Raw genomic sequence first — 22920 nt, 5'->3', positions numbered from 1 at the left:
GCCATGACCGCTCCCGTCGTCGTCCACGTCGTCTTCACCCCCGCCGAGGGCGCTCGCGAGCGCATGGTCGACGCCCTGCGCGCGGGCATCGCCGAGGTGCACGGCGAGCCGGGCTGCGAGCTCTACTCGATCCACGACGCGCCCGACGGCACCGTCGTGATGATCGAGAAGTGGACCAGCGCGGCCGAGCTCGACGCCCACGGCGCAGGCGAGCCGGTCGCGCGCCTGAACGCCTCGCTCGAGGGCCTGCTGCAGGAGCCGCCGCGCATCGTGCGCCTCGTCCCGATCCCCGCGGGCACACCGGAGCAGGGCGCCCTCTGACCCCCACCCGCCCGACCCTCCGCCGCAGGCGGCCCTCTCCGTCAGCGGGTCAGCTCGCTGCCGGAGTCGCGGGTCAGGCGCGCCGCCGCCACGAGCGGCACCAGGGTCAGCGCCGCGATCACCAGGAAGGCGAAGCGGTAGGGCACGAGGTCCGGGCCCAGCAGGGTGCCGACCGCGAGGGCGACGCCGCCCACCGCGACGCCGAAGCCCGCCGCGACCTGCTGCGTGGTCGCGCTCAGCGTGTTCGCGCCCGACATCCCCTCGGCCGGCACCTCGGCGAAGGTGACGGTGTTGTAGGCGGTGAAGCCGGCTGAGCGGGCGACGCCGCTGAGCACGAGCAGGGCGACGACCGCGGCGATCGGCACCTCCGGAGTGAGGAACGCCATCGCCGCCATGCACGCGACTCCGATCGCGTTCGAGACGACGAGCACGGTGCGGAACCCCAGCGTCCGCAGCAGCCACGTGGTGGCCGGCTTGATCGCCAGATTGCCGACGAACAGCGCGAGCACGACGGATCCCGCCTGCACCGGGCTCCAGCCGAACGCGTCCTGGAACAGCAGCGGCAGGAGGAACGGGACAGCGTTGATCGTCGCCCGGTACAGCGATCCGCTCGCGTTCGCCACCCGGAACGTCGCGAAGCGGAAGGCGTCGAGGCGGACGAGCGGATGCGGCGCGCGGCGCAGGTGCCGCACGGCCACCGCCGTCACCGCGAGGCCCGCGACGGCGAGCGTCAGCGCCCGCGGGTCCGAGACGGAGGCGGCGACCAGTCCCGAGGCACCGACGAGCGCGCCGAGTCCGACGGCGACGAGCACGAGGCCGACGACGTCCAGGGAGGCGGTGCCGCCTCCCTGCCACCGGGGACGATGCGCAGCGCCAGGACGAACGCGACCGCCCCGAGCGGCAGGTTGATCAGGAAGATCCAGTGCCACGAGGCGTACGTCGTGAGCAGCCCGCCGACGAACGGAGCGACGATCGGCGCCACCAGCCCCGGCCAGACCAGGATCGCGATGGCCTCGATGATGCGCTCGCGCGGCGTGACCTGCAGCACCGCGAGACGGCCGACCGGGACCATGAGCGCTCCGCCGACCCCCTGCAGCACCCGCGCGGCGATCAGCGCCGGCAGGGTCGGGCTGAGGGCGCACAGCAGGGACGCGAGCGTGAAGACCGCGATCGCCAGGGCGAAGACGCGGCGCACGCCGAAGCGCTCGCTCAGCCAGCCGGAGGCCGGGATCAGGACCGCGACGGTGAGCAGGAACGCGGTCACGGTGATCGCGATCGCGGCGGAGTCGACGCCCAGGTCGGCCGCGATGGCGGGAGCCGCCGTGGTCACGATGGTCGCGTCGAGGTTCTCCATGAAGAAGCAGCCGGCGACGAGGAGCGCGAGGGCGCGGTGGCGGCGGGGATCCAGGGGGTGCCTCCTCGGCGGTGGCGGGCGGGGTGCGGCGGGGTGCGGCCGGTCGGGTGGGAGTGCGGCGTAGACGTCGGGATGCGGCGACCCCGTGTCCGGTACCGTCGATCGCATGAGCGACGCCGCCGAGACCAGGACCATCCAACTCCGACGCTACGAGCTGGTCGACGGGGTGATCGACGACTTCCTTGCCTGGTTCCGGGCGAGGATCGTGCCGGCGCGCGAGGCGCTGGGCTTCCGGATCGAGTTCGCCTACGCCGACCGCGAGGTGAACGAGTTCGTCTGGGCGGTGAGCACCCCGGGCGACGCGGAGTCGTTCCTCGCGATCGAGAAGACGTACCTGGACTCGCCCGAGCGCGCGGCCGCCTTCGAGGGCGAGCCGACGCGTGTCGCCGTGCACCACGTGCGGCTCATCGAGCGCATCGTCTGACCCTAGGCGCGGGCGCGCCGCACGGCCGCCCGCACCGCGCGCAGCGCCAGGGAGCCCACGGCGACCGAGGCGACGGTGCCGAGCAGCCGCGGCACGAGGTGCTTCGGAGTGTCGACGCCCTCGCGGTCGCGCGGGGACGGCAGGGCGCTCGGGGCGAGCACGCGTCCGCCGGCACCCGCCTCCGCCATGTGCGCGAGGCGCTGCAGCGCCTCGATGTTGCGCACCCAGAGGAACGAGTGCAGCAGCGGCTTCGGGATGAGGGTGCCCGGCCCCTTCACGGCCGTCTCGTGCATGCGCACGCGGCAGCCGTCCTTGTGCGGCTCCACCTCGATCCGCACCCGCGCCTCGCCCATCGGCCAACCGGCCGCCTGGATGACGAAGCGGTGCGGCGGGTCCCACTCGAGCACCGTGGTGCGGTCGTCGATCACGAGCGGCCACAGCCCGAACGAGTGGTGCAGCTGCGAGCCCACGTGCGGGAAGTCCTGGTCGACCTTCCGCATCCGGGAGGCGCCCACGACCCACGAGGGGAAGAGCCACCCGGAGGACAGGGCGGCGAAGACGGACTCGGGCGGGCAGTGGAAGACGCGGGTGTTGCGGGACATCGCGGGCTCCTTCGTGGGCTCTCGGCGGGCGGTGGAGCGCGCCCGGCGGGGCCACTCCGTCCTTCAGGGTGCCAGATCGGGCGCCCGCGTGATCCCGAACTCGTGCCGCAGGGCGCTGTGGGCGGCGTGCCAGCCCGCCATGCCGTGCACACCGGGACCCGGAGGGGTCGAGGACGAGCAGAGGTAGAGCCCCTCGGCCGGCGTCCGCCACGGATCGGGGGACGGCACGGGGCGCGAGACCAGCTGCGCGACGCTCGCCGCTCCGGCCGCGATGTCGCCACCGAGGTAGTTGGGGTTGTACTGCTCCATGTCGCGCGCGGTCATCGAGGACACGCCGAGGATGCGGTCGCGGAAGCCCGGCGCGAACCGCTCGATCTGCGCGGTGATCGCCTCCTTCTGGTGCGCGGGCGAGTACCGGGGCACGTGCGTGTAGGCCCAGAGGACCTGCTTGCCCTCGGGCGCGCGACCCGGATCGGCGAGCGAGGGCTGCGCGACGAGCACGTAGGGGTTCTCGCTGTGGCGGCCCTGCGCCACGTCGCGCTCGGCTCGCGCGATCTCGGCCCGGGTGCCGCCCACGTGCAGCGTGCCCGCGCGGGCGAGCTCGGGGTTCGTCCACGGCACCGGTCCGTCGAGGGCGAAGTCGACCTTGGCCACGCCGTTGCCGTAGCGGAACATCCGCAGCGCCTTCGCGTAGGCCGCGGGCAGCCGGTCGCCGGCGAGGCGGAGCAGCGCCTCCGGAGTGAGGTCGAAGAGCGTCGCCCGGGCGCTCGGCAGCTGCTCGAGCGAGGTCACCTCGACGCCCGTCTCGATCGTGCCGCCGTGCGCGAGGAGATCCGCGGCCATCGCGTCGACGATCGACTGGCTGCCGCCGACCGGCACGGGCCAGCCTCGCGCGTGGGCGTAGGTGCCGAGGGCGAGCGCCGCCGCGGCCGTCGACGGGCTCGGCATCGGGCGGATCGAGTGCGCGGCGACGCCGGCGAGCATGGCCGGGGCCACGTCCTCTCTGAAGCGCAGGTTCCAGAACGGCGAGCCCTGCTCGAGCACCCGCAGGCCGAACCGCACGAGGACGCTCGGATCGGTGGGCACGCGCAGCAGCGCGTCGTTCGTGAAGCCGGCGACGCGGTCGGCCCGCTGGGCGAGCGGGCCCATCAGCGAGCGCCAGGCGGCCCCGTCGCGGCCGAGGGCCTCGACCGTGCGCTCGAGGTCGCGGTAGGCGATCCCCGCCCGCCCGCCGTCGAGCGGGTGCGCGTACGAGATCTCGGGGACGCGCAGGTCGATCCGCTCGTCGAGCCGGAAGCGCCGGAAGAACTCCGACGCGAGGGCCATCGGATGCACCGCCGAGCAGACGTCGTGGTGGAAGCCGGGCAGCGTCAGCTCGGCCGTCCGCGCGCCGCCGCCGATCCGCTCGTTGCGCTCGAACAGCGAGACCGAGAGGCCCGCCCGAGCCAGGGTGAGCGCCGCGGCGAGCCCGTTCGGACCCGCCCCGACGACGACCACGTCGACGTCGGTCACGGTCACCTCCTCCCGCAGAGCCGCGACGACGCCGACCACGCCGGCCGCCGCCGCGACGGCGGCCCCCGCGTAGCTCGCCGCGCGGTGGCGGATCATCCAGATCTGCGGGGTCATGGTGCGCGCGCGGTCGCTGAAGAGGCCGCGCGCGCCGTGGTCGCCGGGCACCGGCTCGTAGACGTTGTTCGGCAGCATCGGCTCCGTGACGTCGGGAGCCTGCTGCCCGTCGAAGGCGTTGCGCGCCAGGTACCAGTCGAGGAAGCCGCCCGCGAAGCGGTCGCCGAGGATCGTGCCCGCGGTCGGCTCGCCGACCCAGGTGCGCCGGCGCGGCCTGTCGGCCACGTCGGCGATGGCGATCGCCCCCACCTCGGGCTCGTAGATGGGCGGCACGGGCTGCGGGTGGTGCGGCAGCTGCGACTTCACCCAGTTGAACTGGATGGTGTTCAGCGCCGGCATGTCGACCTCGGACAGCCTGATCGCGCTCTTGGAGTGCAGGAGCTCGGCCGTGACCGCCTCGGTGAAGCCGCGCGCGCCGAACTTCGAGGCGCAGTACGCAGCCTGGAGCGGGATGCCGCGGTGCGCGAGGGCCGAGCCGACCTGGATCACGTGACCGCGGCCGCGCGGGGTCATCCGCGAGAGCGCCGCGCGCGTGCCGTTGACGAAGCCGAAGAAGTTGACGGCGACGGCGCGCTCGAAGTCGGCGGGCTCGGTCGACAGGAACTCGCCGAACACCCCCACCATCGCGTCGTTGACCCACAGCTCGATCGGACCGAGCTCGGCCTCGATGCGGTCGGCGGCGGCCTCGACGGCCTCGCGGTCGGCGACATCTGTCGGCACCCCGAGGGCCCGGCGACCCGCCTGCTCGATCTCGGAGACCGTCGCGGCGAGCCCGTCCTCGCCCCGGGCGAGCACCGCGACGTCCCATCCGCGCTTCGCGAGCTCGCGCACGGTGGCGCGACCGAGTCCGGCGGTGCCTCCGGTGACGACGGCGACGCCGCGGCTCATGCGCGGGCTCCTCGGCGTGCGCGGGCACCTCTGGCGGGCGTGGCGGTGGTGGGGATCTGCGTCATGGGTCGAGCTCCTTCGTGAGGGCGCGGTCTGCGTGTCCTTCTCCTTCCACGGTAGGCGCGTCGGAGCCCGTCCGCGCGGGCTTGCGCCGGTGCCGTGGAGCACTCGGAGCATCCCCGCCTGGGGAGGAGCGTTGCGGGAGGCGTCGGAGCCCTCCGCCTTCCCAGACGTCCAGGAGATCTCCAGTGACGGTCCAGATCACGGGTCGAGACTGGCGCCCGCCGCCGCACCCGGCGACCGGACGACCGGAACCACCCATGAACGCACTCCTCGGGCTGAGCCTCTCCTCGGGCCCCCTCGTCGTGACCGTGTACGCGGTCGCGGCCCTCGCCTTCGCCGGGCTCGCCGTCGGCTACCGCGCTCGCGCCCCGGAGGCCGGACCCGCCGATCCGCGGCCGTCGCGGCAGTGCTTCTCGTCGGCACGATCGGAGGAGCCGCCCTGGCCGCACTGCTCGACGGCACGGACGGCCCGTTCGGCGTCGACTTCACCGCCGTCACCCGCCTCTGGGCGGGACTCGCCCTCGGCGGGCTCGGCGTCGCCGCCCTCGTGCTCGTCCACGCCCTCGCCCGTCGACGCGCTCGACGCGCGCTCGCCTCGGTCGGCGTCGCACTCCTGGTCGCCGTGACCGCCGCGATGACGGTGAACATCGACTTCGGGCAGTACCCCACGCTCCGCAGCGCACTCGGGATCAGCGAGTACCCCGTCTCGGACTCCCCGCTCGCCTCGACCAGCGGCGCTCATCCCGCCCTCGCCGACTGGACCGCCCCCGCCGGCATGCCCACCGCCGGCCGCGTGTCCTCGGTGACGATCCCCGCGACCGCCTCCGGATTCCCCGCGCGCGACGCGGTGGTCTACCTGCCCCCGGCCGCCCTCACCGCCGCTCCCCCGCTGCTGCCGGTCATGGTGATGCTCTCGGGCCAGCCCGGCTCCCCGTCCGACCCGCTCTCGACCGAGAAACTGCAGCAGGCTCTCGACGCGTACGCCGCCGCGCACGCCGGACTCGCGCCGATCGTGGTCTCGCCCGACCAGCTGGGCGACCCGGACACGAACCCGATGTGCGTCGACTCGCCGCTGGGGAACTCGGCGACGTACCTCACCGTCGACGTGCCCGCGTGGATCCGCGCGAACCTGCCCGTCCTGCCCGACGCGCACGACTGGGCGATCGGCGGCCTCTCGCAGGGCGGCACCTGCGCGATCCAGCTGGGCGCCGCTCATCCGGAGCTCTTCGGCGCGATCGTCGACGCCTCGGGCGAGCTCGCGCCGACCCTGGGCGACGACGCGACGACGATCGAGAAGGGCTTCGGAGGCAGCGCGAGCGCCTACGAGGCCGCGAAGCCCGCGAGCATCCTCGCGGCGCACGCCCCCTACGCCGACACGGTCGCGGTGTTCGGAGTCGGCGCCGACGACACGACGTTCCTGGACGGCGTCAGGACCCTCCACGCCGACGCGGCAGCGGCGGGGATGCAGACCACCTACCTCGAGGTGCCGGACAGCGCGCACGACGCGACCGCCTGGACCGGAGTCTTCGATCAGGCGCTGCAGCTGCTCGCCGCGCGCTGGGAGCTCGTCCCGGCCTCCTGAGCGGCGTTCCGAGCGCTCGGCTCAGCCGCGGGCCGCCTCCTCGGCCGCCGACACCGCCGCGTCCACTCCCCCGCTCCACGGAGCGCCGTGCCCCGGGAGCACCCAGGCCGCCCGGGTCGGCACGAGGAGCCGCAGCGACGCGAGCGCCTGCTCCGGATCGTCGGTGAAGGGAGCGGGCTGCGGGCCCGAGCGCCCGGTGAGGACGTGGCGCGTGGTCAGCCCGTCCCCCACGAAGACGGCGTCGACGACGGGCACGTGCACCGCGATGCTGCCGGCGGAGTGGCCGGGCAGTCCGATGATCCGGGGCGACCCCGGCAGCTCGAGCACGTCGCCGTCGGCCACCTCGACGACCTCGGTCAGCGGAGGGATGCGGAGACCGCCCTTGCGCGCGAAGTAGGCGAGGAACCCCGCCATCGCGCCCAGCCGCATCGTCTGCTTGCCGTTCGCGGGCTTCTTCCCGCCCTTCGCGCGGTCCGCGTCCGCGGCGTGCACGAAGACGGGGACGCCGTGCTCGCGGCGCAAGCGCTCCGCGAAGCCGATGTGATCGGAGTCGCCGTGGGTGAGGACCACGCCCTTCACGTCCTCGATCGGGCGCCCGAGGGCGGACAGTGCGGCGAGGAGGTCGGACCAGTGGCCGGGGAGCCCGGCGTCGATGAGGGTGATGCCCTCGGGCACCGAGACGAGGTAGGAGGCGACGATGTCGGAGCCGAGGCGGTGGAGCGAGGGGGTGAGTTCCATGATGGCTACGCTAGTTAGCCATCATGGCTACTGTCAATAGCTATGCTGAGGGCATGCCCACTCCGGACCGCACCACCCACGACGCCATCGTCACCGCCGCCGCGGAGCTCCTCGAGCAGGAGGGGCTCGCGGGAGTCACGATGCAGGCCGTCGCGCAGCGGGTGGGCGTGCGCGCGCCCTCCCTCTACAAGCGGGTCGAGAGCAGGGAGGCGCTGATCCGCTCGGTGGCGGAGGCGACGCTGCGCGACTACGCCGACCGGCTGGGCGCGCAGAGCGATCCGGCGCGCATCGCGGACGAGCTGAGGCGCTTCGGGCACGAGCGGCCCGCCGCGTTCCAGCTCGTGATGACGCCGACAGCGGGGACGCCGGTGGCCGCGCAGGAGTACCGGGTCGCGGCGAGCACGTCGCTCCTGCGGGCGATGGAGGCGCTCGCAGGCCCCGAGCAGGCGCTCGAGGCCGCGCGGACCCTCACCGCCTGGGCCACGGGATTCATCAGCATGGAGATCAACGGCGGCTTCACCCTCGGCGGCGACGTCGAGGACGCGTGGACGTTCGGGCTGGAGCGCCTCCTCCGCGCCCTCAGCGCCGACTGAGCTCAGCCGCGCCGGGTCGACCAGAGCGCCCAGGCGACGAGCACCGGCTGGAAGAGCAGCCGCACCGCGCGCTTGCGATCGGTGTCGAGACCGAAGGCACTGGTCTTCGTGACGTACTGCGAGATGTTGCCGGGGAAGATCGCGGTGAAGAAGGCGGCCGCGGCGTTCCCGACGAGGGGCGAGGTCCGGCGCGAGACGACGAGCGCCGCTCCGAGGCCGATCTCGACCACGCCCGAGGCCAGCACGACCGTGTCCTCATCCAGCGGCACCCACTCCGGCACCTGCGCCTGGAACTCCTCGCGGGCGCGGGTCAGGTGGCTCACCCCCGCGAAGACGAGGGCGGAGCCGAGCAGCAGCTTGGCCCCGGTGCGGGCGGCGGACAGGGCGGAGACGCGTGACATCCCCCCATCGTGCCGCGGCGACCCGGTGCGCGCCGACCGCTCAGGAGCATCCGCACGGACGTGCGCCCGGCGCCGTGTCGGAGGACCGGCCTAGGGTGAAGGAGTGACAGATCGCATCCTCGTCCTCACCACCGGCGGCACGATCGACAAGGAGTACTCGCTCTCGGGCGAGCTCGTCATCGGAGCGCCGACCGTGCCGCGCCTGCTCGAGCCCGTGCTCTCGACGCTCGAGTTCCGCGTCGAGGAGGTGCTCGCGAAGGACAGCCTCGATCTCGACGACGACGACCGCGCCCTCATCCGGCGCCGCGTGCTCGAGGCCGAGGAGGACCGCATCGTCCTCACCCACGGCACCGACACGATGACCGCCACCGCCGAGGCCATCGGCACGGTGCGCGACCGCGTCGTCGTGCTCACGGGTGCCATGCAGCCCGCGCGGATGCGCGACAGCGACGCCTCCTTCAACCTCGGCGTGGCCGTGGCGGCCGTGCAGCTGCTGCCGCCGGGCGTCTACCTCGCCATGAGCGGCCGGGTGCTGCCCGCGGGAGCGGTCGTGAAGGACCGCGCCGCCGGGATCTTCCTCCCGGCCTGACGAGGAGCCTCAGCCCGCGGTCGCCCGCGTGCACTCCGCGCACAGGCCGAACACGTCCACCACATGGTGCGCGTCCGTGAAGCCGTGCTGCCCCGCGACCGAGTGCGCCCAGGTCTCGACCTCGTCGGCCGCGATCTCGACGGTCAGACCGCAGCGCCGGCAGATCAGGTGGTGGTGGTGCGTGCCGGGCGTGCAGGCGCGGTACAGGCTCTCGCCGTCGGGCGACTGCAGAGAGTCGGCCTCGCCCTCGACCGCGAGATCGGCCAGCGCCCGGTAGACCGTGGCGAGTCCGATCGGCGACCCGGAGGCGTGCAGTGCGCTGTGCAGCCCCTGCGCGCTGACGAAGTCGTCGCGACCGGTGAGCGCCTCGCGCACCGCTTCCCTCTGCCACGTGTTCCGCTTGATGACCGGACCACCTTCCCGTCTCACGACCCGGGCCACGCTATACCCCCGCCCCGACGAGCGCCGGGGAGCGCCGGCGGCGGACTCCCTTGCGGCCGATGATCCGGCAGACGACGTAGATCGTGAACGAGATCGTCGTGACGTAGGGGCTGATCGGCACGGAGCCGCCGAGCGCCAGCAGGATCCCGCCCACCAGCGCGCCGACCGCGAACAGCGTGCTCAGCAGCGGCACGATGACCGGCGACGCCGAGACCCGCAGCGCCGCGGCCGCCGGGGTGACGAGGATCGCGAGCACCAGCAGCGAGCCGACGACCTGCACCGAGACCGCGACGGCGAGCCCGAGCAGCAGCATGAAGACGATCGACAGCGCACGGGTCGGCACGCCGCGAGCGGCCGCCACGTCGGCGTCGACGCTCGCGAAGGTGAGCGGGCGCCAGATCAGCGCGAGGCCGATCACGACGACGACCGAGATCGCGATGAGCCAGCCCAGCTGGGGGTCGTCGACGGCGACGATCTGGCCGGTGAGCAGCCCGAACTTGTTGGCGCTGCGCCCCGGGTAGAGCGCGAGGCAGAGGATCCCGATGCCCAGGCCGAACGGCATGAGCACGGCGATGATCGAGTTGCGGTCGCGGGCTCGCGAGCCGAGCAGGCCGATCAGCAGCGCCGCGACGAGCGAGCCGATGATCGAGCCCTGCACCACGCCGATCCCTAGCAGGAGCCCCGCGGAGGCGCCCGCGAAGGACAGCTCGCTGATGCCGTGCACCGCGAACGCCATGTCGCGCGACATCACGAAGACGCCGATGAGGCCGCCCACGACGCCCAGCACCGCTCCCGCGATGACGGAGTTCATCAGCAGCGACAGCAGGGCGCCGTAGTCCGAGAAGTCGAAGATCTGCGACCAGACGTCGTCCATCAGGCTCGATCCTCCGAGTGCTCGTGGCGGTGCTCGTGCCGGTGCTCGCCCTCGTGCTCGTGCACGTGGGAGTGATCGGGGGCGCCGACGACGATGATCCTGCCGCGGGCGCGGATCACGTCGACCGGCGCGTCGTAGAGATCGCTCAGGACCTCCGAGCGCAGCACCTCGTCGGGGGTGCCGATGCGGAACCGGCCGCCGGCGAGGTAGAGCACGCGGTCGACCATCCGCAGCACCGGATTCACGTCGTGCGTCACGAAGAGCACGCCCAGGTTCCGCTCGCGCCGGTGCCGGTCGATCAGCTCGCTGACGGCGCGCTGGTGCGCGAGGTCGAGCGCGATCAGGGGCTCGTCGCAGAGCAGGAGCGCGGGATCGCCCGCGAGGGCCTGGCCCACGCGGACCCGCTGCTGCTCGCCGCCCGAGAGGCTGCCCAGCGGAGCGTCGGCGTAGTCGGTCGCTCCGACCGCCGCGAGCAGCGCGTCGACCTGGGCGCGGCGGGCGCGCGAGGGCAGCGGGAGCCCGAAGCGGTGGCCGTCGATCCCGAGGCCGATGAGGTCGCGGGCGCGCAGCGGCGTGCCGTCGTCGGCGAGCTTCTGCTGGGGTATGTAGCCGATGCGCGCATTGCCGATGCGGCGGTTGCCGCGGTGCACCGGCGACCCGAGCACCTGCAGCTCGCCCGTGCTGAGCGGCTGCTGGCCCAGCACCGCCTTCAGCAGGCTGGTCTTGCCGGAGCCGTTCGCGCCGAGCACGGCGACGAACTCGCCCGCCCGCACGTCGAGGTCGACGCCGCTCCACAGCTCGCGGGAGCCGAAGCGGAGGCTCGCGTCGCGCATCCGCAGCACGGCCGGAGACGCCGGAAGGCCCGCCTCCGGGGAGGCGGGCCGATCGATCGGGGACGGGGGCGTCACGACGAGAGCGCCCCCTCGATCGCGTCGAGGTTCGCGGTCATCCAGCCGACGTACCCGCCGTCACCGTCGGGCAGTGTCTCGGTGACCGCGACCTCGGGGATCCCGGCGGACTGCGCCGCCTCGAGCACGGCCTCGGTCTGCGCGTCGGAGGTCTGGGCGTTGTAGACGAGCGCGTCGACCGTGCCGTCCGAGAACAGGGCGAGCGTCTCCTGCAGCAGAGTGGCGGGCACGTCGGTGCCCTCCTCGATCGCCTCGCTGAACTCCTCCGGAGTCGCGTCGACGAGGCCGAGCGCCTCGGTCATGTACAGCGGGACGGGCTCGGTGATCGCGATGGAGCGGCCCTCGACGGTGCCCTTCAGCTCCTGCTCGCGCTCGATCAGCGCGTCGAGGTCGCCGGTGAGGGACTCGGCGTTCGACGCGTAGGTCGAGGCGTTGCCGGGGTCGATGCTCGAGAGCCGGTCGGCGATCTCGGTCGCCACGTCGCGGGCGACGGTGAGGTCGTACCAGACGTGCTCGTTGTAGGCGGCGTGGCCGTGGCCCTCCTCCTCGGCGTGCTCCTCCTCGGCGCCCTCCTCCTCGTGCGCGTGCTCGTCCTCGAGCCCGGCGACGACCGTCGCGGTGACGACGGGCGCCTCGGAACCGGATGCGTCGATCATCGTGTCGACGAACGGGTCGTAGCCGCCGCCGTTCTCGATCACGAGCTGCGCGTCCGAGACGGCGAGCTGGTCGCGCGCCGTGGCCTCGTACTCGTGCGGGTCCTTCTCGGGGCTGTCGATGATGCTCGTGACCTCGACGAGGTCCCCGCCCACGCTCTGCGCGAGGTCGCCGTAGACGTTCGTCGAGGCGACGACCGAGACGAGACCGGAGTCGCCGCTCGCGCCGGACGCGGCGCCGGAGCCGGAGCAGGCCGAGAGGGCGAGGGCCGCCGCGCCCACGAGGGCGGCGGCGGAGAGGGAGCGCGTGCGTGCGGTGCGGATCGTCACGGAGAGCCAATCTGAGTCCGGAGTCGGACGGTCGGAATGCTTCACCGTAGCGACTATTGATAACGATTGTCAAAGTCGACAGGAGGACCGGCGCGGCCGTGTCGCGGAGTCTCCTCGTCGACACGCGGAGTCACACGCCGTCACCCCTCGACGCACTCGAGGCGGGCGCCTGCTCGGGCTGCGAGAGTCGCCGGACCGTTCGAGAGAGGACCACCGTGAGCACCGCACCGCCCCCGTCCGCCGCCGCCCCGGCGACCCCGTCCGCCGCCGGCCACGAGCCGGCCGCCCGCGCCACCGCGCTCGGCGACCCGCTGACCGACCGCTGGTCGGGCGCCGCGCGCCCCTCCTCCCCGGCCGAGTGGATCGCCCGCGCCGAGGAGGTCGCCTCGGTCCTCGCCGTCGACGCCCTCGAGCGCGACCGCGCCGGTGCCGCGCCGTTCACCGAGGTCGCCCTGCTGAAGAACGCCGGGCTCGTCACGCTCCTCGGCCCCCTCGAGCACGGCGGCGGCGGGCAGGAGTGGACCACCGCCCTGCGCGTGATCCGCACCGTCGCCCGCGCCGACGGCTCGATCGGCCAGCTCCTGGGCTACCACTACCTCTGGGCGTGGGCGGCGCGCCTGGTCGGCACCCCCGAGCAGATCGCGGCGGTGGAGCAGCTCGCCACCGAGGGGGACCTGCTCTACGGCGGCGCCGTGAATCCGCGCGACAGCGATCTGTCGATCCGGGAGGAGGGCGACGAGCTCGTCTTCTCGGGCCGCAAGTCGTTCTCGACGGGAGGCGTGGTCAGCGACCTGACCGTGCTCGAGGGGATCCTCGAGGGCACGGACACGCACGTCTTCGCCATCGTGCCGACCGCGCAGGACGGCATCGTCTTCGGCCGCGACTGGGACAGCCTGGGGCAGCGGCTCACGGAGTCGGGCTCGGTCGAGATCCGCGACGTGCGCGTGCCGTGGGCCGCGGCCGCCGGCTTCGTCGACCGGGAGTTCCAGCCGCTCGTCTACAACTCCCTGAACGTGCCGACGATCCAGCAGGTCTTCGCCGAGTTCTACCTCGGCATCGCGCAGGGCGCGCTCGAGCACGCCGCCCGGTACACCCGCGAGCGCACCCGCGCCTGGCCGTACGGCGGGGACGACAAGGAGCGCGCCACCGACGAGTGGTACCTCCTCGAGGGCTACGGCGATCTGCAGGCGAAGCTGTGGGCGGCCGAGGCGCTGATCGATGCGACCGGAGCCGAGCTGTCGGCCGTGCTGCACGCCCCGCGCGAGGAGCTCACTCCCCGCCGACGCGGCGAGATCGCGGTGCGGATCGCGGCCGCCAAGGCCCGCATCGTCGAGGACGGCCTCGAAACGGCGACCCGCGTCTTCGAGCTGACCGGCGCGCGCGCCACCGGGAGCGCGGTCGGGCTCGACCTCTACTGGCGGAATCTGCGCACCCACTCGCTGCACGATCCGATCGCCTACAAGCGGCGCGAAGTGGGCGTCTTCGCCCTGCTGGGCGACGTGCCCGAGCCCTCCTGGTACACCTGATCGCCGTCGGCCCCGGTTCCGACGAGCCGGGGCCGGCTCAGATCAGGCCGTGACGGAGGAACGCCGTCCGCACCCCGTCCTCGTGCACCGAGGTCGTCACGTCGTCGGCGACCGCGAGGACGTCGTCGGTGGCGTTGCCCATCGCGATGCCGAGACCGGCGGCGGTGATCATCTCGACGTCGTTCGAGCTGTCGCCGATCGCGACCGTGTCCTCGACCGGGTGCCCGAGCCGCTCGGCGAGCGCGACGAGCGCCGCGCCCTTGTCGACACCGGGGATGCTCACCTCGCCGCCCGCGTGGCCGAGGTACGGGATGGTGCCGGTGACCACGTGGAAGCGCTCGCCCAGGCCGTCGCGCACCACGGCGAACGTGTCGTCGTGATCGCCGAAGAACGTCGCCTTCGCGATCCCCTCGGTCGGCGCAGGACCCCGGGGAGTCTCGACGACCGGCTCCACCGCCTCGCCCCGCCGCGCGTGCAGCTCGGCGACGCGGGCGGCGAGCCCCCCGCTCGTGAACACGGCGTCGTGCGACTGGAGCGTGTACTCGATCCGGTGCGCCTCGAAGAACGCGACGATCTCGCGGACGGCGTCGGCGGGCATGGTGCGCCGCGCGACGAGCTCGCCGTCGAGCTCGACGAATCCGCCGGCCGCCGAGACGACCCCGTCGAAGCCCAGGTCGAGGACCTTCTGCGGGATCTCGGGACGCGAGCGCCCGGTGGCGAGCAGCACGAGGTGGCCGTTGCGGCGGGCGCCGGCGACTGCCTCTGCGGCCGAGGGGGCGACGACGCCGTCGTCCATCAGCGTTCCGTCGATGTCGAGCAGGATCAGTCGGGAGCGGGTCACCCGCGGAGCCTACCGAGCCCCGCGGAGCACGCCCCGTGCAGCTTGGGATGCACGACCCCGGGCGGATCTCGGAAGGAAGGCTCCCTGACGGGATCCCGGGATTCCCGCTCGAATCGGCGCGCTCAGCCTTCGTTCTGCAGGCCGAGCCGTTCGCAACCGAGGTCAGGAGCCGCCCGGACGGCTCGAGAGGTCGCCGCACGCGCTCCCGACCTCGGTTGCAGACAGGACGACGGCCCCAGCAGCGAGCTGTGCCGCACCTCGTCGACAGGGGGTCAGCCCAGCGTCCGCGGCGCGCGGTACTCCCACTCGCGGTCGCCGTCGCCGATCGCCCGCAGCACGCGCGCGGGCACTCCTCCCGCGACGACCAGCGGAGGCACGCTCGCCGTCACCACCGCCCCCGCGGCCACCACCGACCCCGCGCCGACCACGACGCCCGGCAGCAGGATCGCGCCCGCCCCGATCCACACGTCGTCCTCGATCACGACCGGCGCCGAGAACTGCGTGCCGTCGCGGCGCAGCTCCGGATGCACCGGGTGCCCGGTCGTGCTGATCGTGACGTTCGGCGCGATCATCACCCGGTCGCCGATCACGACCTCGACGTCGTCGACGAGCGTCAGGCCGAAGTTCACGTAGACGTTCTCGCCGAGCCGCACCCGGTTGCCGTAGGCGACGTGCAGCGGCGGCTCCACCCAGACTCCCTCGCCGACCGCCTCGAACAGCTCGTGCAGCAGGCGGCGGCGCTCCTCCGCCTCGCGGGGCCCGGTCGCGTTGTAGGCGTGCGCGAGCTCCTTGCCGCGGATCCGCTCCTCTTCGAGCGCCTCGAGCCCGTCACCGGCGTCGGTGTACAGCTCGTGGGCGTCCATCCGCCGGCGGACCTCGTGCTCGCGCGCGTCCATCGCGGCTCCTCTCGTCGAGAGTCCAGGGTGGGGGATGAGGCGTTCCCTGATCGGGCGCGACACGACCGTCGGGGCCGGCGCCTCCTCCTGATCGGACGAGGCACCGGCAACGGTGATACAACGTTGTACGCCAGCCGTGAGCGGAGGAGGACCGATGGCCGTCACGCTGCACGACGTCGCCCGGGCCGCCGGGGTCTCGATCAAGACCGTCTCCAACGTCGTCAACGACTACCCGCACATCCGCCCCGAGACGCGCGCCCGGGTCGAGGCGGCGATCGCGCAGCTGGGGTACAGCCCGAACCTCTCGGCGCGCAGCCTCCGCCGCGGCCGCACCGGGGTGATCGGCCTCGCCCTGCCCGAGCTGAGCCTCCCGTACTTCGCCGAGCTCGCCGACAGCGTCATGCGCGCGGCCGACCGGCACGGCCTCACCGTGCTGATCGAGCAGACCGGAGCCGACCCCGCACGCGAGCGGGACGTCCTCCGCTCCCCCCGCCGCCAGCTCACGGACGGCCTGCTCTTCAGCCCGCTGGCGCTCAGCACCGACGACGAGTCGACGCTGGCGGTCGACTACCCCCTCGTCCTGCTGGGCGAGCGCATCTTCTCCGATCGCATCGATCACGTCACCATGCGCAACGTCGCCGCGGCTCGGGCCGCCACCGCGCACCTCCTCGACCGCGGCCGCCGCCGCATCGTCGCGCTCGGCGCGCACGAGGGCGAGACCATCGGATCGGCGACCCTCCGCCTGCAGGGCTACCGCGAGGCGCACGCCGAGGCGGGCGTCCCGGTCGACGAGCGCCTCGTCGTCCACTCCGGACCCTGGCGCCGGGTCGGGGGAGCCGAGGCGATGCGCGGTGCGATCGAGTCGGACGTCCCGTTCGACGCCGTCTTCGCCTTCAACGACACGCTCGCGCTCGGCGCCCTGCGCTCCCTCCAGGAGGCGGGGCTGCGCGTTCCGGCCGACGTCGCGGTCGTCGGCTTCGACGACGTCGACGACTCGCGCTACTCGGTCCCGAGCCTCTCGAGCATCGCGCCCGGCCGCGAGGAGATCGCGCGGACCGCGGTCGACGTGCTGCGCGGGCGGATCGACGGCACCCTCACGGACCCGCCCCGCGTGCACGAGGCCGAGTTCTCGCTGGTGGCGAGGGAGTCGAGCGAGGCCTGAGCAGACCGGATCAGCGGCAGTCGCAGATCTCGCGGCGGATCCACTCCCCCGCCTCCGCGACCGGCAGCCGGCCCCGACGCAGCTGTCGGCTCCACTCGATCGCCCGTCGGGTGAGCCGGTCGTCGGCGCTCCCCGCACGGTCCCGGCCCGCCGTGCGCATGAGCAGGTGCGCGACGTGGCCACCGAGGTAGAGCGTCGCGCCGGCGACCCCGGCGAAGTGCCGCGCCTGGCCGCGGGTGCCGTCGTCGTACGGCCCGTCGAATCCCCGACCGCGGATCCGGTTGCTGCCACCGCTCAGCAGATCGACCGGACCGAGCAGGCCACCGCGGATCCCGGCGACGTCGCGCGCGACGGCGCGCACGAGGGCCCGTGGGTCGGGGGACGAGGAGGCGAGGGCCTCCACCCGGTCGGCCAGCATCGCGCACGCATCGGTCGTCCCCACTCGACGATTCCATCACGGGGTTCTGGACGGGAGCCGCGGGCTCGTGCTTGACAGTGCGCTCGCCCGGTCCGCATGATCGTCTCTACAACGTTGTCTCCAACGTTGTAGACGGCGCTCCCGTTGCGAGCAGCCGAACCCTCTCCCCGGTACCGTCCTGCTCGAAAGGCCCGCCATGTCCGACTCCCCCACCTCCTCGGCACGGATCACCCTCGATCCCACCGCGGTCGTCGCCCCCGTGAATCCGCGGATCTTCGGCTCGTTCGTCGAGCACCTCGGCCGCTGCGTGTACGACGGCATCTACGAGCCCGGCCACCCCACGGCCAACGAGGACGGCTTCCGCCTCGACGTGGTCGATCTGGTGAAGGAGCTGGGCAGCACGACCATCCGCTACCCGGGCGGCAACTTCGTCTCGGGCTACCGCTGGGAGGACGGGGTGGGCCCGCGCTCCGAGCGCCCCCGCCGCCGCGACCTGGCCTGGCACTCGCTCGAGACCAACGAGGTCGGCCTCGACGAGTTCGCCCGCTGGGCCGAGCTCACCGGCAGCGAGATCATGTACGCGGTCAACCTCGGCACCCGCGGCGTGCTCGAGGCGCTCGACGTGCTCGAGTACGCGAACGGACCGGCCGGCACCGCCCTCGCCGACCAGCGCATCGCCAACGGCGGCACCGAGCCCTACGACATCCGCATGTGGTGCCTCGGCAACGAGATGGACGGCCCCTGGCAGGTCGGCCACATGAACGCCGAGGACTACGGCAAGCTCGCCTCCCGCACCGCCAAGGCGCTCAAGATCGCCGACCCGTCGCTCGAGCTCGTGGTCTGCGGCTCCTCCGGATCGGGCATGCCGACGTTCGGCGAGTGGGAGCGCGTCGTCCTCGAGCACACCTACGACGACGTCGAGTACGTGTCGTGCCACGCCTACTACCAGGAGTACGGCGGAGACCTGGGCTCGTTCCTGGCCTCCTCCCTCGACATGGAGTACTTCATCGCCACGGTCGTCGCGACGGCCGACCACGTGAAGTACAAGCTCAAGAAGACGAAGGACATCATGCTGTCCTTCGACGAGTGGAACATCTGGTACCTCGAGGAGTGGCAGGCCAAGGAGAAGGCCGACGCCGAGGGCGACCAGAGCACCCGCGAGTGGGCCTACGCCCCCCGCCTGCTCGAGGACGTCTACTCGGTCGCCGACGCGGTCGTGCTGGGCAACCTCATGATCACGCTGCTGAAGCACTCCGACCGGGTCACCTCGGCCTCGCTCGCGCAGCTCGTCAACGTGATCGCGCCGATCATGACCGAGCCGGGCGGAGCGGCGTGGCGCCAGACCACGTTCTTCCCGTTCTCCACGACCGCGCGTCTGGCCTCGGGCAGCGTGCTGAAGCCCCGGATCGAGGCGGGCACCTACTCCACCGCCCGCCACGGCGAGGCTCCGCTCGTCGACTCGGTCGCGACGCACGACGGCGACCGCTCGTCGGTGTTCCTCGTGAACCGCTCGCAGACGGAGTCGATCACGGTCACGGTCGACGTGTCCGGCCTGGGCGTCTCGAGCATCGCGGAGGCGGTGGCCCTCTTCGACGAGGACCCGTACGCGAAGAACACGAAGGACGACCAGGAGCGCGTGGGCCTGCGCGACGCGGTCGACCCCTCCCTCGAGGGCGGCACTCTCACGGTGACGCTGCCCCCGGTCTCGTGGACGGCGGTCGCGCTGACGGCGTAGCGCCGATTCCGGCGGCGGCGGTTCTCGAGACGCCGCCGCCGGCGGCCGCTCGACCAGCAGGCAGGAACCCTCAGCCGCCCGCCGGCCACTGCACCGGCACCGGCAGCCGCCGCCGCTCCGGCGCCGCGCTCCGGTCGGCCAGCCGCTCGATGAGCAGCTCGGCCGCCGCCCGCCCGAGCTGCTCGCCGTCGACGTCGACCGCGGGCACCCCGACCAGGCCGAGCGCGTCGACGATCGAGCGCTCGGAGCTCACCACCAGCCCCTCCGGCAGGCCGCCCGAGGACAGCAGGGCGTACTGCACGCCGAGGCCCAGCGCGGTCGCGTACGGCACGACGGCCGTCGCTCCGGAGTCGCGCACCGCGACCGCGGCGCCCACTCCCGCCGCGAACGTGGCGGGGAACGGGCCCAGCACGGTGAGCTCCACTCCCCCGCGGCGCGCCGCCTCGCGGACCGCGGCCGTGCGCTGCCCGTCCTGCCACGATCCGTCCGGCCCGCCGACGTAGAGCACGCGCTCGTGCCCGTCGGCCGCGAAGCGCTCGACGAGCGCGCCGAACGCCGAGGCGGTGTCGGCGACGACCGACGCCATCCCGTCGACCTCGCGGTCGACCAGCACGGTCGGCTTGTGCGAGCCGGCCGAGAGCAGCAGCTCGTCGCCGCCGCGCGGCGCGACCACGATGAAGCCGTCGACCTGGCGCGAGAGCCGGTCGAACGCTCCGAGCTCGCGCACCGCCTCGAGCGGGTGCACGGCCACTGTGAGCTGCAGGCCGTCCTCGTCGGCGCGGCGCTGCGCGCCTCCGATGATCGGCGTGAAGAAGGCGTTGTCGAGGGTGGGCACGACGAGCGCGACGACGCCCGTGCGGCCCCGCGCCAGCTGGCGGGCCGCCGAGTTGGGGATGAAGCCGAGCTTGGCCGCGGCGCTGAGCACCCGCGCGGCCGTATCGGGCGAGACGACCTCGGGGCGCGAGAGCGTGCGCGACGCGGTCGCCTTGGAGACGCCGGCGAGGGCGGCGACGTCGGCGAGCGTGGCCATGCGTACCCCCCTCCGACTCTCCCGTGATCATAGGGCCAGGTCTGCAACCGCTCGCATCGAGGACGTGCACCGACGCGGGATCACGAAACACAGTGTTTACACGCGCGAATCGAACGGAGTAGCGTCGCCGGTCTACTGTCGATGCAACCGGTTACATCCACTCCGCGGCCTCCCACGACGCCGCCCGACGCGTCCGATCGGAGGTTCTCGTGAGGTCGAGGACCGCTCCCCTCCTGCTCCTGCCCGGGCTGGGCTTCCTGCTGCTCTTCTTCGTCGTCCCCTCGCTGGTGATGCTCTTCGCCCCTCCCGGAACGGGGCCCTCGAGGTGATCGCCCGGGTCGGCGAGATGCTCACCGACCCCTACGAGCTGCGCATCATCGGCCGCACGGTCGGCATCGGGCTCGTGGTCACGCTGATCTGCGTCGTCCTGGGCTTCCCGATCGCCTACCTGCTGGCGCGCTCCTCGTCCCGCTGGTCGGGCGTCCTGCTGGCCCTCGCGATCTTCCCGCTGCTGCTCAGCAACGTCGTCCGCACCTTCGGCTGGCTCGTCGTGCTCGGCTCGAACGGCGCGATCGGCCAGCTGCTCGTGGGCCTGGGCGTCGTGTCCGAGGCCCCGCAGCTGCTCTACACGGAGCTCGCGATCGTGCTCGGCCTGACCCAGCTCTTCCTGCCGCTCGCGATCATCTCCTGCTACTCCGCCGTCTCGCAGGTCGACGCCGGCCTCGACGACGCCGCCCGCGGACTCGGCGCGAGCCCGACCCGCACCTTCTGGGACGTGGTCGTGCCGCTCTCGCTGCCCGGTGTCGTCGTCGCCGCGACGCTCGTCTTCGCCGGCTCCGTCACCGCGTACACCACGCCCTACCTGCTCGGCGGGTCCAGCCAGCGGATGCTGAGCACCCAGCTGTTCTCCTACTCCAGCGTCACGATCGACTGGGCCGGCGCCTCCGCCACCGCGATCGTCATGACGGTCCTCGTCTTCCTGGTCTCCGGGCTCTCCTCCCTCGTCGCCCGGAAGGGAGCCGTCTCATGAGGACCCGCCGCCCCGTCGCCGCGTCGCTCGCGGTCGCCGGTTACGTGATCATGATCGTGCCGATCCTGTTCGTCGTCGCCACGGCCTTCACCGCCGGATCCACGCTCCGCTTCCCGCCGGAGGGGCTCTCGTTCCGCTGGTTCGGCGAGGCGCTCTCGTACGACCCGTTCCTGGAGTCGCTGGCGACCAGCGCGCAGCTCGCCGTGCTCTCGACGGCGATCGCGCTGCTGATCGGCATCCCCGCCACCCTGGCGATCTACCGCGGCAGGATCCCCGGCCGCTCGCTGATCGAGGGGCTCTTCCTCTCGCCGCTGATCGTGCCCGAGCTCGTCGTCGGCCTGGCGCTGTTCCAGCAGCTCGTCGTCACGCTCGACGTCGACAACGCGGCCGTGCTGCTGATCGGCCACACGGCGCTCCTGCTCCCGTACGCCGTCCGCGTGACGGGCGCCTCGCTCGCCACCAGCGACCCGGCGCTCGAGGAGGCCGCCCGCGGCCTCGGGGCCGGACCATTGCGCACCTTCTTCACCGTCACGCTCCCGATCCTGCGCCCCGGGGTCTTCTCGGCCGCGCTGCTCGGATTCGTGACCTCGTTCAACAACGTCCCGCTGTCGCTCCTCCTGCAGAGCCGCGACGCCAGGACCCTCCCCGTGACGATGCTCGACTACGTCCAGCAGAGCTACGACCCCATGGTCGCCGCCACGTCCACCCTCATCCTCGCGGCGACCGTCGTCATCGCGATCATCGCCGAGCGCAGCGTCGGCTTCGCCCAGATCTTCGGAGGCATCAACCGATGAGCGCAGCAGCGGAATTCGTCGACGTCAGTCAGGTCTTCGGTGACTTCACCGCGGTCGACGGCATCGACCTGGCGATCCCGTCCGGGAAGCTGACCACCCTCCTCGGGCCCAGCGGATGCGGCAAGACCACGTCGCTGCGGATGCTCGCCGGGTACTCCACGCCGACCTCGGGCCGGATCCTGATCGACGGAGTCGACAGCACCCGGCTCGCTCCCGAGAAGCGCGGGCTGGGCATGGTGTTCCAGTCGTACGCGCTGTTCCCGCACCTCAGCGTGGCCGACAACGTGGGCTACGGCCTCAAGCTGCGCGGTCTCGGACGCGCCGAGCGGGCGCAGCGGGTGACCGAGAGCCTCGAGATGGTCGGGCTCGCGCACCTCGCAGCGAGCCGACCGCGACGCCTCTCGGGCGGACAGCAGCAGCGCGTCGCCCTCGCCCGCGCCGTCGCGATCCGCCCCCGGCTGCTCCTGCTCGACGAGCCGCTGTCGAACCTGGATGCGCGGCTCCGCGTGCAGATGCGCTCCGAGATCCGCCGCATCCAGTCCGAGACGGGGCTGACCGTCGTGCTGGTCACGCACGACCAGGACGAGGCACTCGAGATGAGCGACGAGATGGTGCTCATGCGCGCCGGGCGCATCATGCAGCAGGGCGCGCCGGCCGAGGTCTTCGGCGCTCCGGCGAACCGCTTCGTCGCCGACTTCCTCGGCTACGAGAACTTCCTCGGCCTCGCCGACGGGTCGCTCGTGACGGTGCGCCCCGAGCACCTCGCGGTGACGAGCGGGGCCGCCGCCCCCTCCGGCGCGCTGTCGCTGGACGCGGTCGTCGTCGACGTCGCGTACCGCGGGGTCGACGTGCTGGTGACGGTCGAGGCGACGGATCCCGCCGGCGATTCGGTGCGGCTGGTGTCGGACGTGCGCGCCGACTCCGCCGCGCGCGTGGCGCCCGGAGACGCGGTGGTCGTCTCGGCCGCGGCGTCGCGGATCGTCGCGCTCGCCCGCGACTGAGCGGCGCGCCTACTCCCGCTCCCCTTCTCTCCTCCCTCTC

At 73.1% G+C, this 22920-nt stretch carries 25 protein-coding genes and 1 pseudogene; 11 read left to right on the top strand and 15 right to left on the bottom strand.

Annotation, left to right across the window (positions count from 1 at the left end):
- Positions 1-3: 3 nt before the first annotated feature.
- Entirely contained in the window at positions 4-321 is a 318-nt protein-coding gene (locus AC0CID_RS16395) for a putative quinol monooxygenase (protein ID WP_207407413.1), read from the top strand.
- A 41-nt stretch (positions 322-362) separates the two neighbouring features.
- Here the strand turns inward: AC0CID_RS16395 and AC0CID_RS16390 are convergent, their stop codons facing one another.
- Positions 363-1133 (bottom strand): MFS transporter, encoded by a 771-nt coding sequence (locus tag AC0CID_RS16390; RefSeq protein WP_465227662.1) that lies wholly within the window; start codon positions 1131-1133, stop codon positions 363-365.
- On the bottom strand, positions 1052-1843 hold the full coding sequence (locus tag AC0CID_RS16385) for an MFS transporter (protein ID WP_465227661.1): 792 nt from the start codon (positions 1841-1843) through the stop codon (positions 1052-1054). Before AC0CID_RS16385 ends, AC0CID_RS16390 begins: the two co-directional genes overlap by 82 nt.
- On the opposite strand from AC0CID_RS16385, the gene AC0CID_RS16380 reads away from it, so the two are divergent.
- Positions 1842-2159 carry a hypothetical protein gene (locus AC0CID_RS16380; protein ID WP_207407118.1) on the top strand — a complete coding sequence of 106 codons (318 nt, stop codon included), beginning with the start codon at positions 1842-1844 and terminating at the stop codon, positions 2157-2159. The genes AC0CID_RS16385 and AC0CID_RS16380 overlap by 2 nt on opposite strands.
- A 2-nt stretch (positions 2160-2161) precedes the next feature.
- Here the strand turns inward: AC0CID_RS16380 and AC0CID_RS16375 are convergent, their stop codons facing one another.
- From AC0CID_RS16375 to AC0CID_RS16365, 3 genes and pseudogenes are all read right to left on the bottom strand, one after another.
- On the bottom strand, positions 2162-2761 hold the full coding sequence (locus AC0CID_RS16375) for an SRPBCC family protein (RefSeq protein ID WP_465227660.1): 600 nt from the start codon (positions 2759-2761) through the stop codon (positions 2162-2164).
- 63 nt (positions 2762-2824) lie between these two features.
- Complete coding sequence (locus tag AC0CID_RS16370; RefSeq protein ID WP_465228123.1) at positions 2825-4273, bottom strand: phytoene desaturase family protein; 1449 nt, start codon at positions 4271-4273, stop codon at positions 2825-2827.
- Positions 4274-4315: 42 nt separating this feature from the next.
- Positions 4316-5275, bottom strand: a pseudogene (locus tag AC0CID_RS16365) (SDR family oxidoreductase); the annotation flags it as partial.
- Between the two features lie 469 nt (positions 5276-5744).
- On the opposite strand from AC0CID_RS16365, the gene AC0CID_RS16360 reads away from it, so the two are divergent.
- Complete coding sequence (locus AC0CID_RS16360) at positions 5745-6920, top strand: alpha/beta hydrolase (RefSeq protein ID WP_465227659.1); 1176 nt, start codon at positions 5745-5747, stop codon at positions 6918-6920.
- A 21-nt stretch (positions 6921-6941) separates the two neighbouring features.
- Here AC0CID_RS16360 and AC0CID_RS16355 read toward each other — a convergent pair whose 3' ends face one another.
- Positions 6942-7658, bottom strand: a complete 717-nt coding sequence (locus tag AC0CID_RS16355) for an MBL fold metallo-hydrolase (RefSeq protein ID WP_465227658.1) — start codon at positions 7656-7658, stop codon at positions 6942-6944.
- A 53-nt stretch (positions 7659-7711) separates the two neighbouring features.
- Here AC0CID_RS16355 and AC0CID_RS16350 point away from each other — a divergent pair, with 53 nt between their 5' ends.
- Positions 7712-8251, top strand: coding sequence for a TetR/AcrR family transcriptional regulator (locus AC0CID_RS16350; RefSeq protein ID WP_465227657.1), 540 nt, complete (start codon positions 7712-7714; stop codon positions 8249-8251).
- A 2-nt stretch (positions 8252-8253) separates the two neighbouring features.
- Here the strand turns inward: AC0CID_RS16350 and AC0CID_RS16345 are convergent, their stop codons facing one another.
- Positions 8254-8652, bottom strand: a complete 399-nt coding sequence (locus AC0CID_RS16345; RefSeq protein ID WP_465227656.1) for a DoxX family protein — start codon at positions 8650-8652, stop codon at positions 8254-8256.
- Positions 8653-8755: 103 nt separating this feature from the next.
- Between AC0CID_RS16345 and AC0CID_RS16340 the strand changes: the two genes are divergently transcribed.
- Complete coding sequence (locus AC0CID_RS16340) at positions 8756-9241, top strand: asparaginase domain-containing protein (protein ID WP_207407092.1); 486 nt, start codon at positions 8756-8758, stop codon at positions 9239-9241.
- 9 nt (positions 9242-9250) lie between these two features.
- On the opposite strand, the gene AC0CID_RS16335 is transcribed toward AC0CID_RS16340, so the two are convergent.
- From AC0CID_RS16335 to AC0CID_RS16320, 4 genes are all read right to left on the bottom strand, one after another.
- Positions 9251-9646, bottom strand: coding sequence for a Fur family transcriptional regulator (locus tag AC0CID_RS16335; RefSeq protein WP_207407116.1), 396 nt, complete (start codon positions 9644-9646; stop codon positions 9251-9253).
- A gap of 37 nt (positions 9647-9683) precedes the next feature.
- Positions 9684-10556 carry a metal ABC transporter permease gene (locus AC0CID_RS16330; protein WP_465227655.1) on the bottom strand — a complete coding sequence of 291 codons (873 nt, stop codon included), beginning with the start codon at positions 10554-10556 and terminating at the stop codon, positions 9684-9686.
- Positions 10556-11389, bottom strand: a complete 834-nt coding sequence (locus AC0CID_RS16325) for a metal ABC transporter ATP-binding protein (RefSeq protein ID WP_465228122.1) — start codon at positions 11387-11389, stop codon at positions 10556-10558. Before AC0CID_RS16325 ends, AC0CID_RS16330 begins: the two co-directional genes overlap by 1 nt.
- A 71-nt stretch (positions 11390-11460) precedes the next feature.
- Complete coding sequence (locus tag AC0CID_RS16320; RefSeq protein WP_465227654.1) at positions 11461-12447, bottom strand: metal ABC transporter solute-binding protein, Zn/Mn family; 987 nt, start codon at positions 12445-12447, stop codon at positions 11461-11463.
- 215 nt (positions 12448-12662) lie between these two features.
- On the opposite strand from AC0CID_RS16320, the gene AC0CID_RS16315 reads away from it, so the two are divergent.
- Positions 12663-13973 (top strand): acyl-CoA dehydrogenase family protein, encoded by a 1311-nt coding sequence (locus AC0CID_RS16315; protein WP_465227653.1) that lies wholly within the window; start codon positions 12663-12665, stop codon positions 13971-13973.
- Between the two features lie 37 nt (positions 13974-14010).
- Here the strand turns inward: AC0CID_RS16315 and AC0CID_RS16310 are convergent, their stop codons facing one another.
- Both AC0CID_RS16310 and AC0CID_RS16305 read right to left on the bottom strand, forming a co-directional pair.
- Positions 14011-14814: an HAD family hydrolase gene (locus AC0CID_RS16310; protein ID WP_465227652.1), complete on the bottom strand. Its 804-nt coding sequence runs from the start codon at positions 14812-14814 to the stop codon at positions 14011-14013.
- A gap of 272 nt (positions 14815-15086) precedes the next feature.
- Complete coding sequence (locus AC0CID_RS16305) at positions 15087-15710, bottom strand: maltose acetyltransferase domain-containing protein (protein ID WP_207407085.1); 624 nt, start codon at positions 15708-15710, stop codon at positions 15087-15089.
- 154 nt (positions 15711-15864) lie between these two features.
- On the opposite strand from AC0CID_RS16305, the gene AC0CID_RS16300 reads away from it, so the two are divergent.
- The gene (locus AC0CID_RS16300; RefSeq protein WP_465227651.1) at positions 15865-16872 is read left to right on the top strand and encodes a LacI family DNA-binding transcriptional regulator; all 1008 of its coding nucleotides are present in this window, start codon (positions 15865-15867) and stop codon (positions 16870-16872) included.
- 10 nt (positions 16873-16882) lie between these two features.
- Here AC0CID_RS16300 and AC0CID_RS16295 read toward each other — a convergent pair whose 3' ends face one another.
- The gene (locus tag AC0CID_RS16295) at positions 16883-17314 is read right to left on the bottom strand and encodes a hypothetical protein (RefSeq protein ID WP_465227650.1); all 432 of its coding nucleotides are present in this window, start codon (positions 17312-17314) and stop codon (positions 16883-16885) included.
- A 172-nt stretch (positions 17315-17486) separates the two neighbouring features.
- On the opposite strand from AC0CID_RS16295, the gene arfA reads away from it, so the two are divergent.
- Complete coding sequence (gene arfA / locus AC0CID_RS16290; RefSeq protein WP_465227649.1) at positions 17487-19025, top strand: arabinosylfuranosidase ArfA; 1539 nt, start codon at positions 17487-17489, stop codon at positions 19023-19025.
- A 70-nt stretch (positions 19026-19095) separates the two neighbouring features.
- Here the strand turns inward: arfA and AC0CID_RS16285 are convergent, their stop codons facing one another.
- On the bottom strand, positions 19096-20055 hold the full coding sequence (locus AC0CID_RS16285) for a LacI family DNA-binding transcriptional regulator (RefSeq protein ID WP_465227648.1): 960 nt from the start codon (positions 20053-20055) through the stop codon (positions 19096-19098).
- 325 nt (positions 20056-20380) lie between these two features.
- Here AC0CID_RS16285 and AC0CID_RS16280 point away from each other — a divergent pair, with 325 nt between their 5' ends.
- From AC0CID_RS16280 to AC0CID_RS16270, 3 genes are read left to right on the top strand one after another with little or no spacing between them, the layout of a single operon-like run.
- Positions 20381-21085, top strand: a complete 705-nt coding sequence (locus tag AC0CID_RS16280; RefSeq protein WP_465227647.1) for an ABC transporter permease — start codon at positions 20381-20383, stop codon at positions 21083-21085.
- The gene (locus AC0CID_RS16275) at positions 21082-21879 is read left to right on the top strand and encodes an ABC transporter permease (RefSeq protein WP_207407070.1); all 798 of its coding nucleotides are present in this window, start codon (positions 21082-21084) and stop codon (positions 21877-21879) included. The genes AC0CID_RS16280 and AC0CID_RS16275 overlap by 4 nt, the downstream gene beginning before the upstream one ends.
- On the top strand, positions 21876-22880 hold the full coding sequence (locus AC0CID_RS16270; protein WP_465227646.1) for an ABC transporter ATP-binding protein: 1005 nt from the start codon (positions 21876-21878) through the stop codon (positions 22878-22880). Before AC0CID_RS16275 ends, AC0CID_RS16270 begins: the two co-directional genes overlap by 4 nt.
- Positions 22881-22920: the final 40 nt, after the last annotated feature.

It is taken from the genome of Rathayibacter sp. AC451, assembly GCF_979253095.1.
Note: the sequence above shows the minus strand (reverse complement) of the source record. Positions and strands in the feature narration are given on the sequence as shown.

What these genes read in the sequence shown, in the direction of transcription:
- AC0CID_RS16385 (WP_465227661.1), bottom strand. Translation starts at nt 1,843, where the DNA reads ATGCGATCGACGGTACCGGACACGGGGTCGCCGCATCCCGACGTCTAC.
- AC0CID_RS16380 (WP_207407118.1), top strand. Translation starts at nt 1,842, where the DNA reads ATGAGCGACGCCGCCGAGACCAGGACCATCCAACTCCGACGCTACGAG.
- AC0CID_RS16325 (WP_465228122.1), bottom strand. Translation starts at nt 11,389, where the DNA reads ATGCGCGACGCGAGCCTCCGCTTCGGCTCCCGCGAGCTGTGGAGCGGC.
- AC0CID_RS16270 (WP_465227646.1), top strand. Translation starts at nt 21,876, where the DNA reads ATGAGCGCAGCAGCGGAATTCGTCGACGTCAGTCAGGTCTTCGGTGAC.
- AC0CID_RS16300 (WP_465227651.1), top strand. Translation starts at nt 15,865, where the DNA reads ATGGCCGTCACGCTGCACGACGTCGCCCGGGCCGCCGGGGTCTCGATC.
- AC0CID_RS16305 (WP_207407085.1), bottom strand. Translation starts at nt 15,710, where the DNA reads ATGGACGCGCGCGAGCACGAGGTCCGCCGGCGGATGGACGCCCACGAG.
- AC0CID_RS16395 (WP_207407413.1), top strand. Translation starts at nt 4, where the DNA reads ATGACCGCTCCCGTCGTCGTCCACGTCGTCTTCACCCCCGCCGAGGGC.
- AC0CID_RS16355 (WP_465227658.1), bottom strand. Translation starts at nt 7,658, where the DNA reads ATGGAACTCACCCCCTCGCTCCACCGCCTCGGCTCCGACATCGTCGCC.
- AC0CID_RS16330 (WP_465227655.1), bottom strand. Translation starts at nt 10,556, where the DNA reads ATGGACGACGTCTGGTCGCAGATCTTCGACTTCTCGGACTACGGCGCC.
- AC0CID_RS16350 (WP_465227657.1), top strand. Translation starts at nt 7,712, where the DNA reads ATGCCCACTCCGGACCGCACCACCCACGACGCCATCGTCACCGCCGCC.
- AC0CID_RS16285 (WP_465227648.1), bottom strand. Translation starts at nt 20,055, where the DNA reads ATGGCCACGCTCGCCGACGTCGCCGCCCTCGCCGGCGTCTCCAAGGCG.
- AC0CID_RS16345 (WP_465227656.1), bottom strand. Translation starts at nt 8,652, where the DNA reads ATGTCACGCGTCTCCGCCCTGTCCGCCGCCCGCACCGGGGCCAAGCTG.
- AC0CID_RS16375 (WP_465227660.1), bottom strand. Translation starts at nt 2,761, where the DNA reads ATGTCCCGCAACACCCGCGTCTTCCACTGCCCGCCCGAGTCCGTCTTC.
- arfA (WP_465227649.1), top strand. Translation starts at nt 17,487, where the DNA reads ATGTCCGACTCCCCCACCTCCTCGGCACGGATCACCCTCGATCCCACC.
- AC0CID_RS16275 (WP_207407070.1), top strand. Translation starts at nt 21,082, where the DNA reads ATGAGGACCCGCCGCCCCGTCGCCGCGTCGCTCGCGGTCGCCGGTTAC.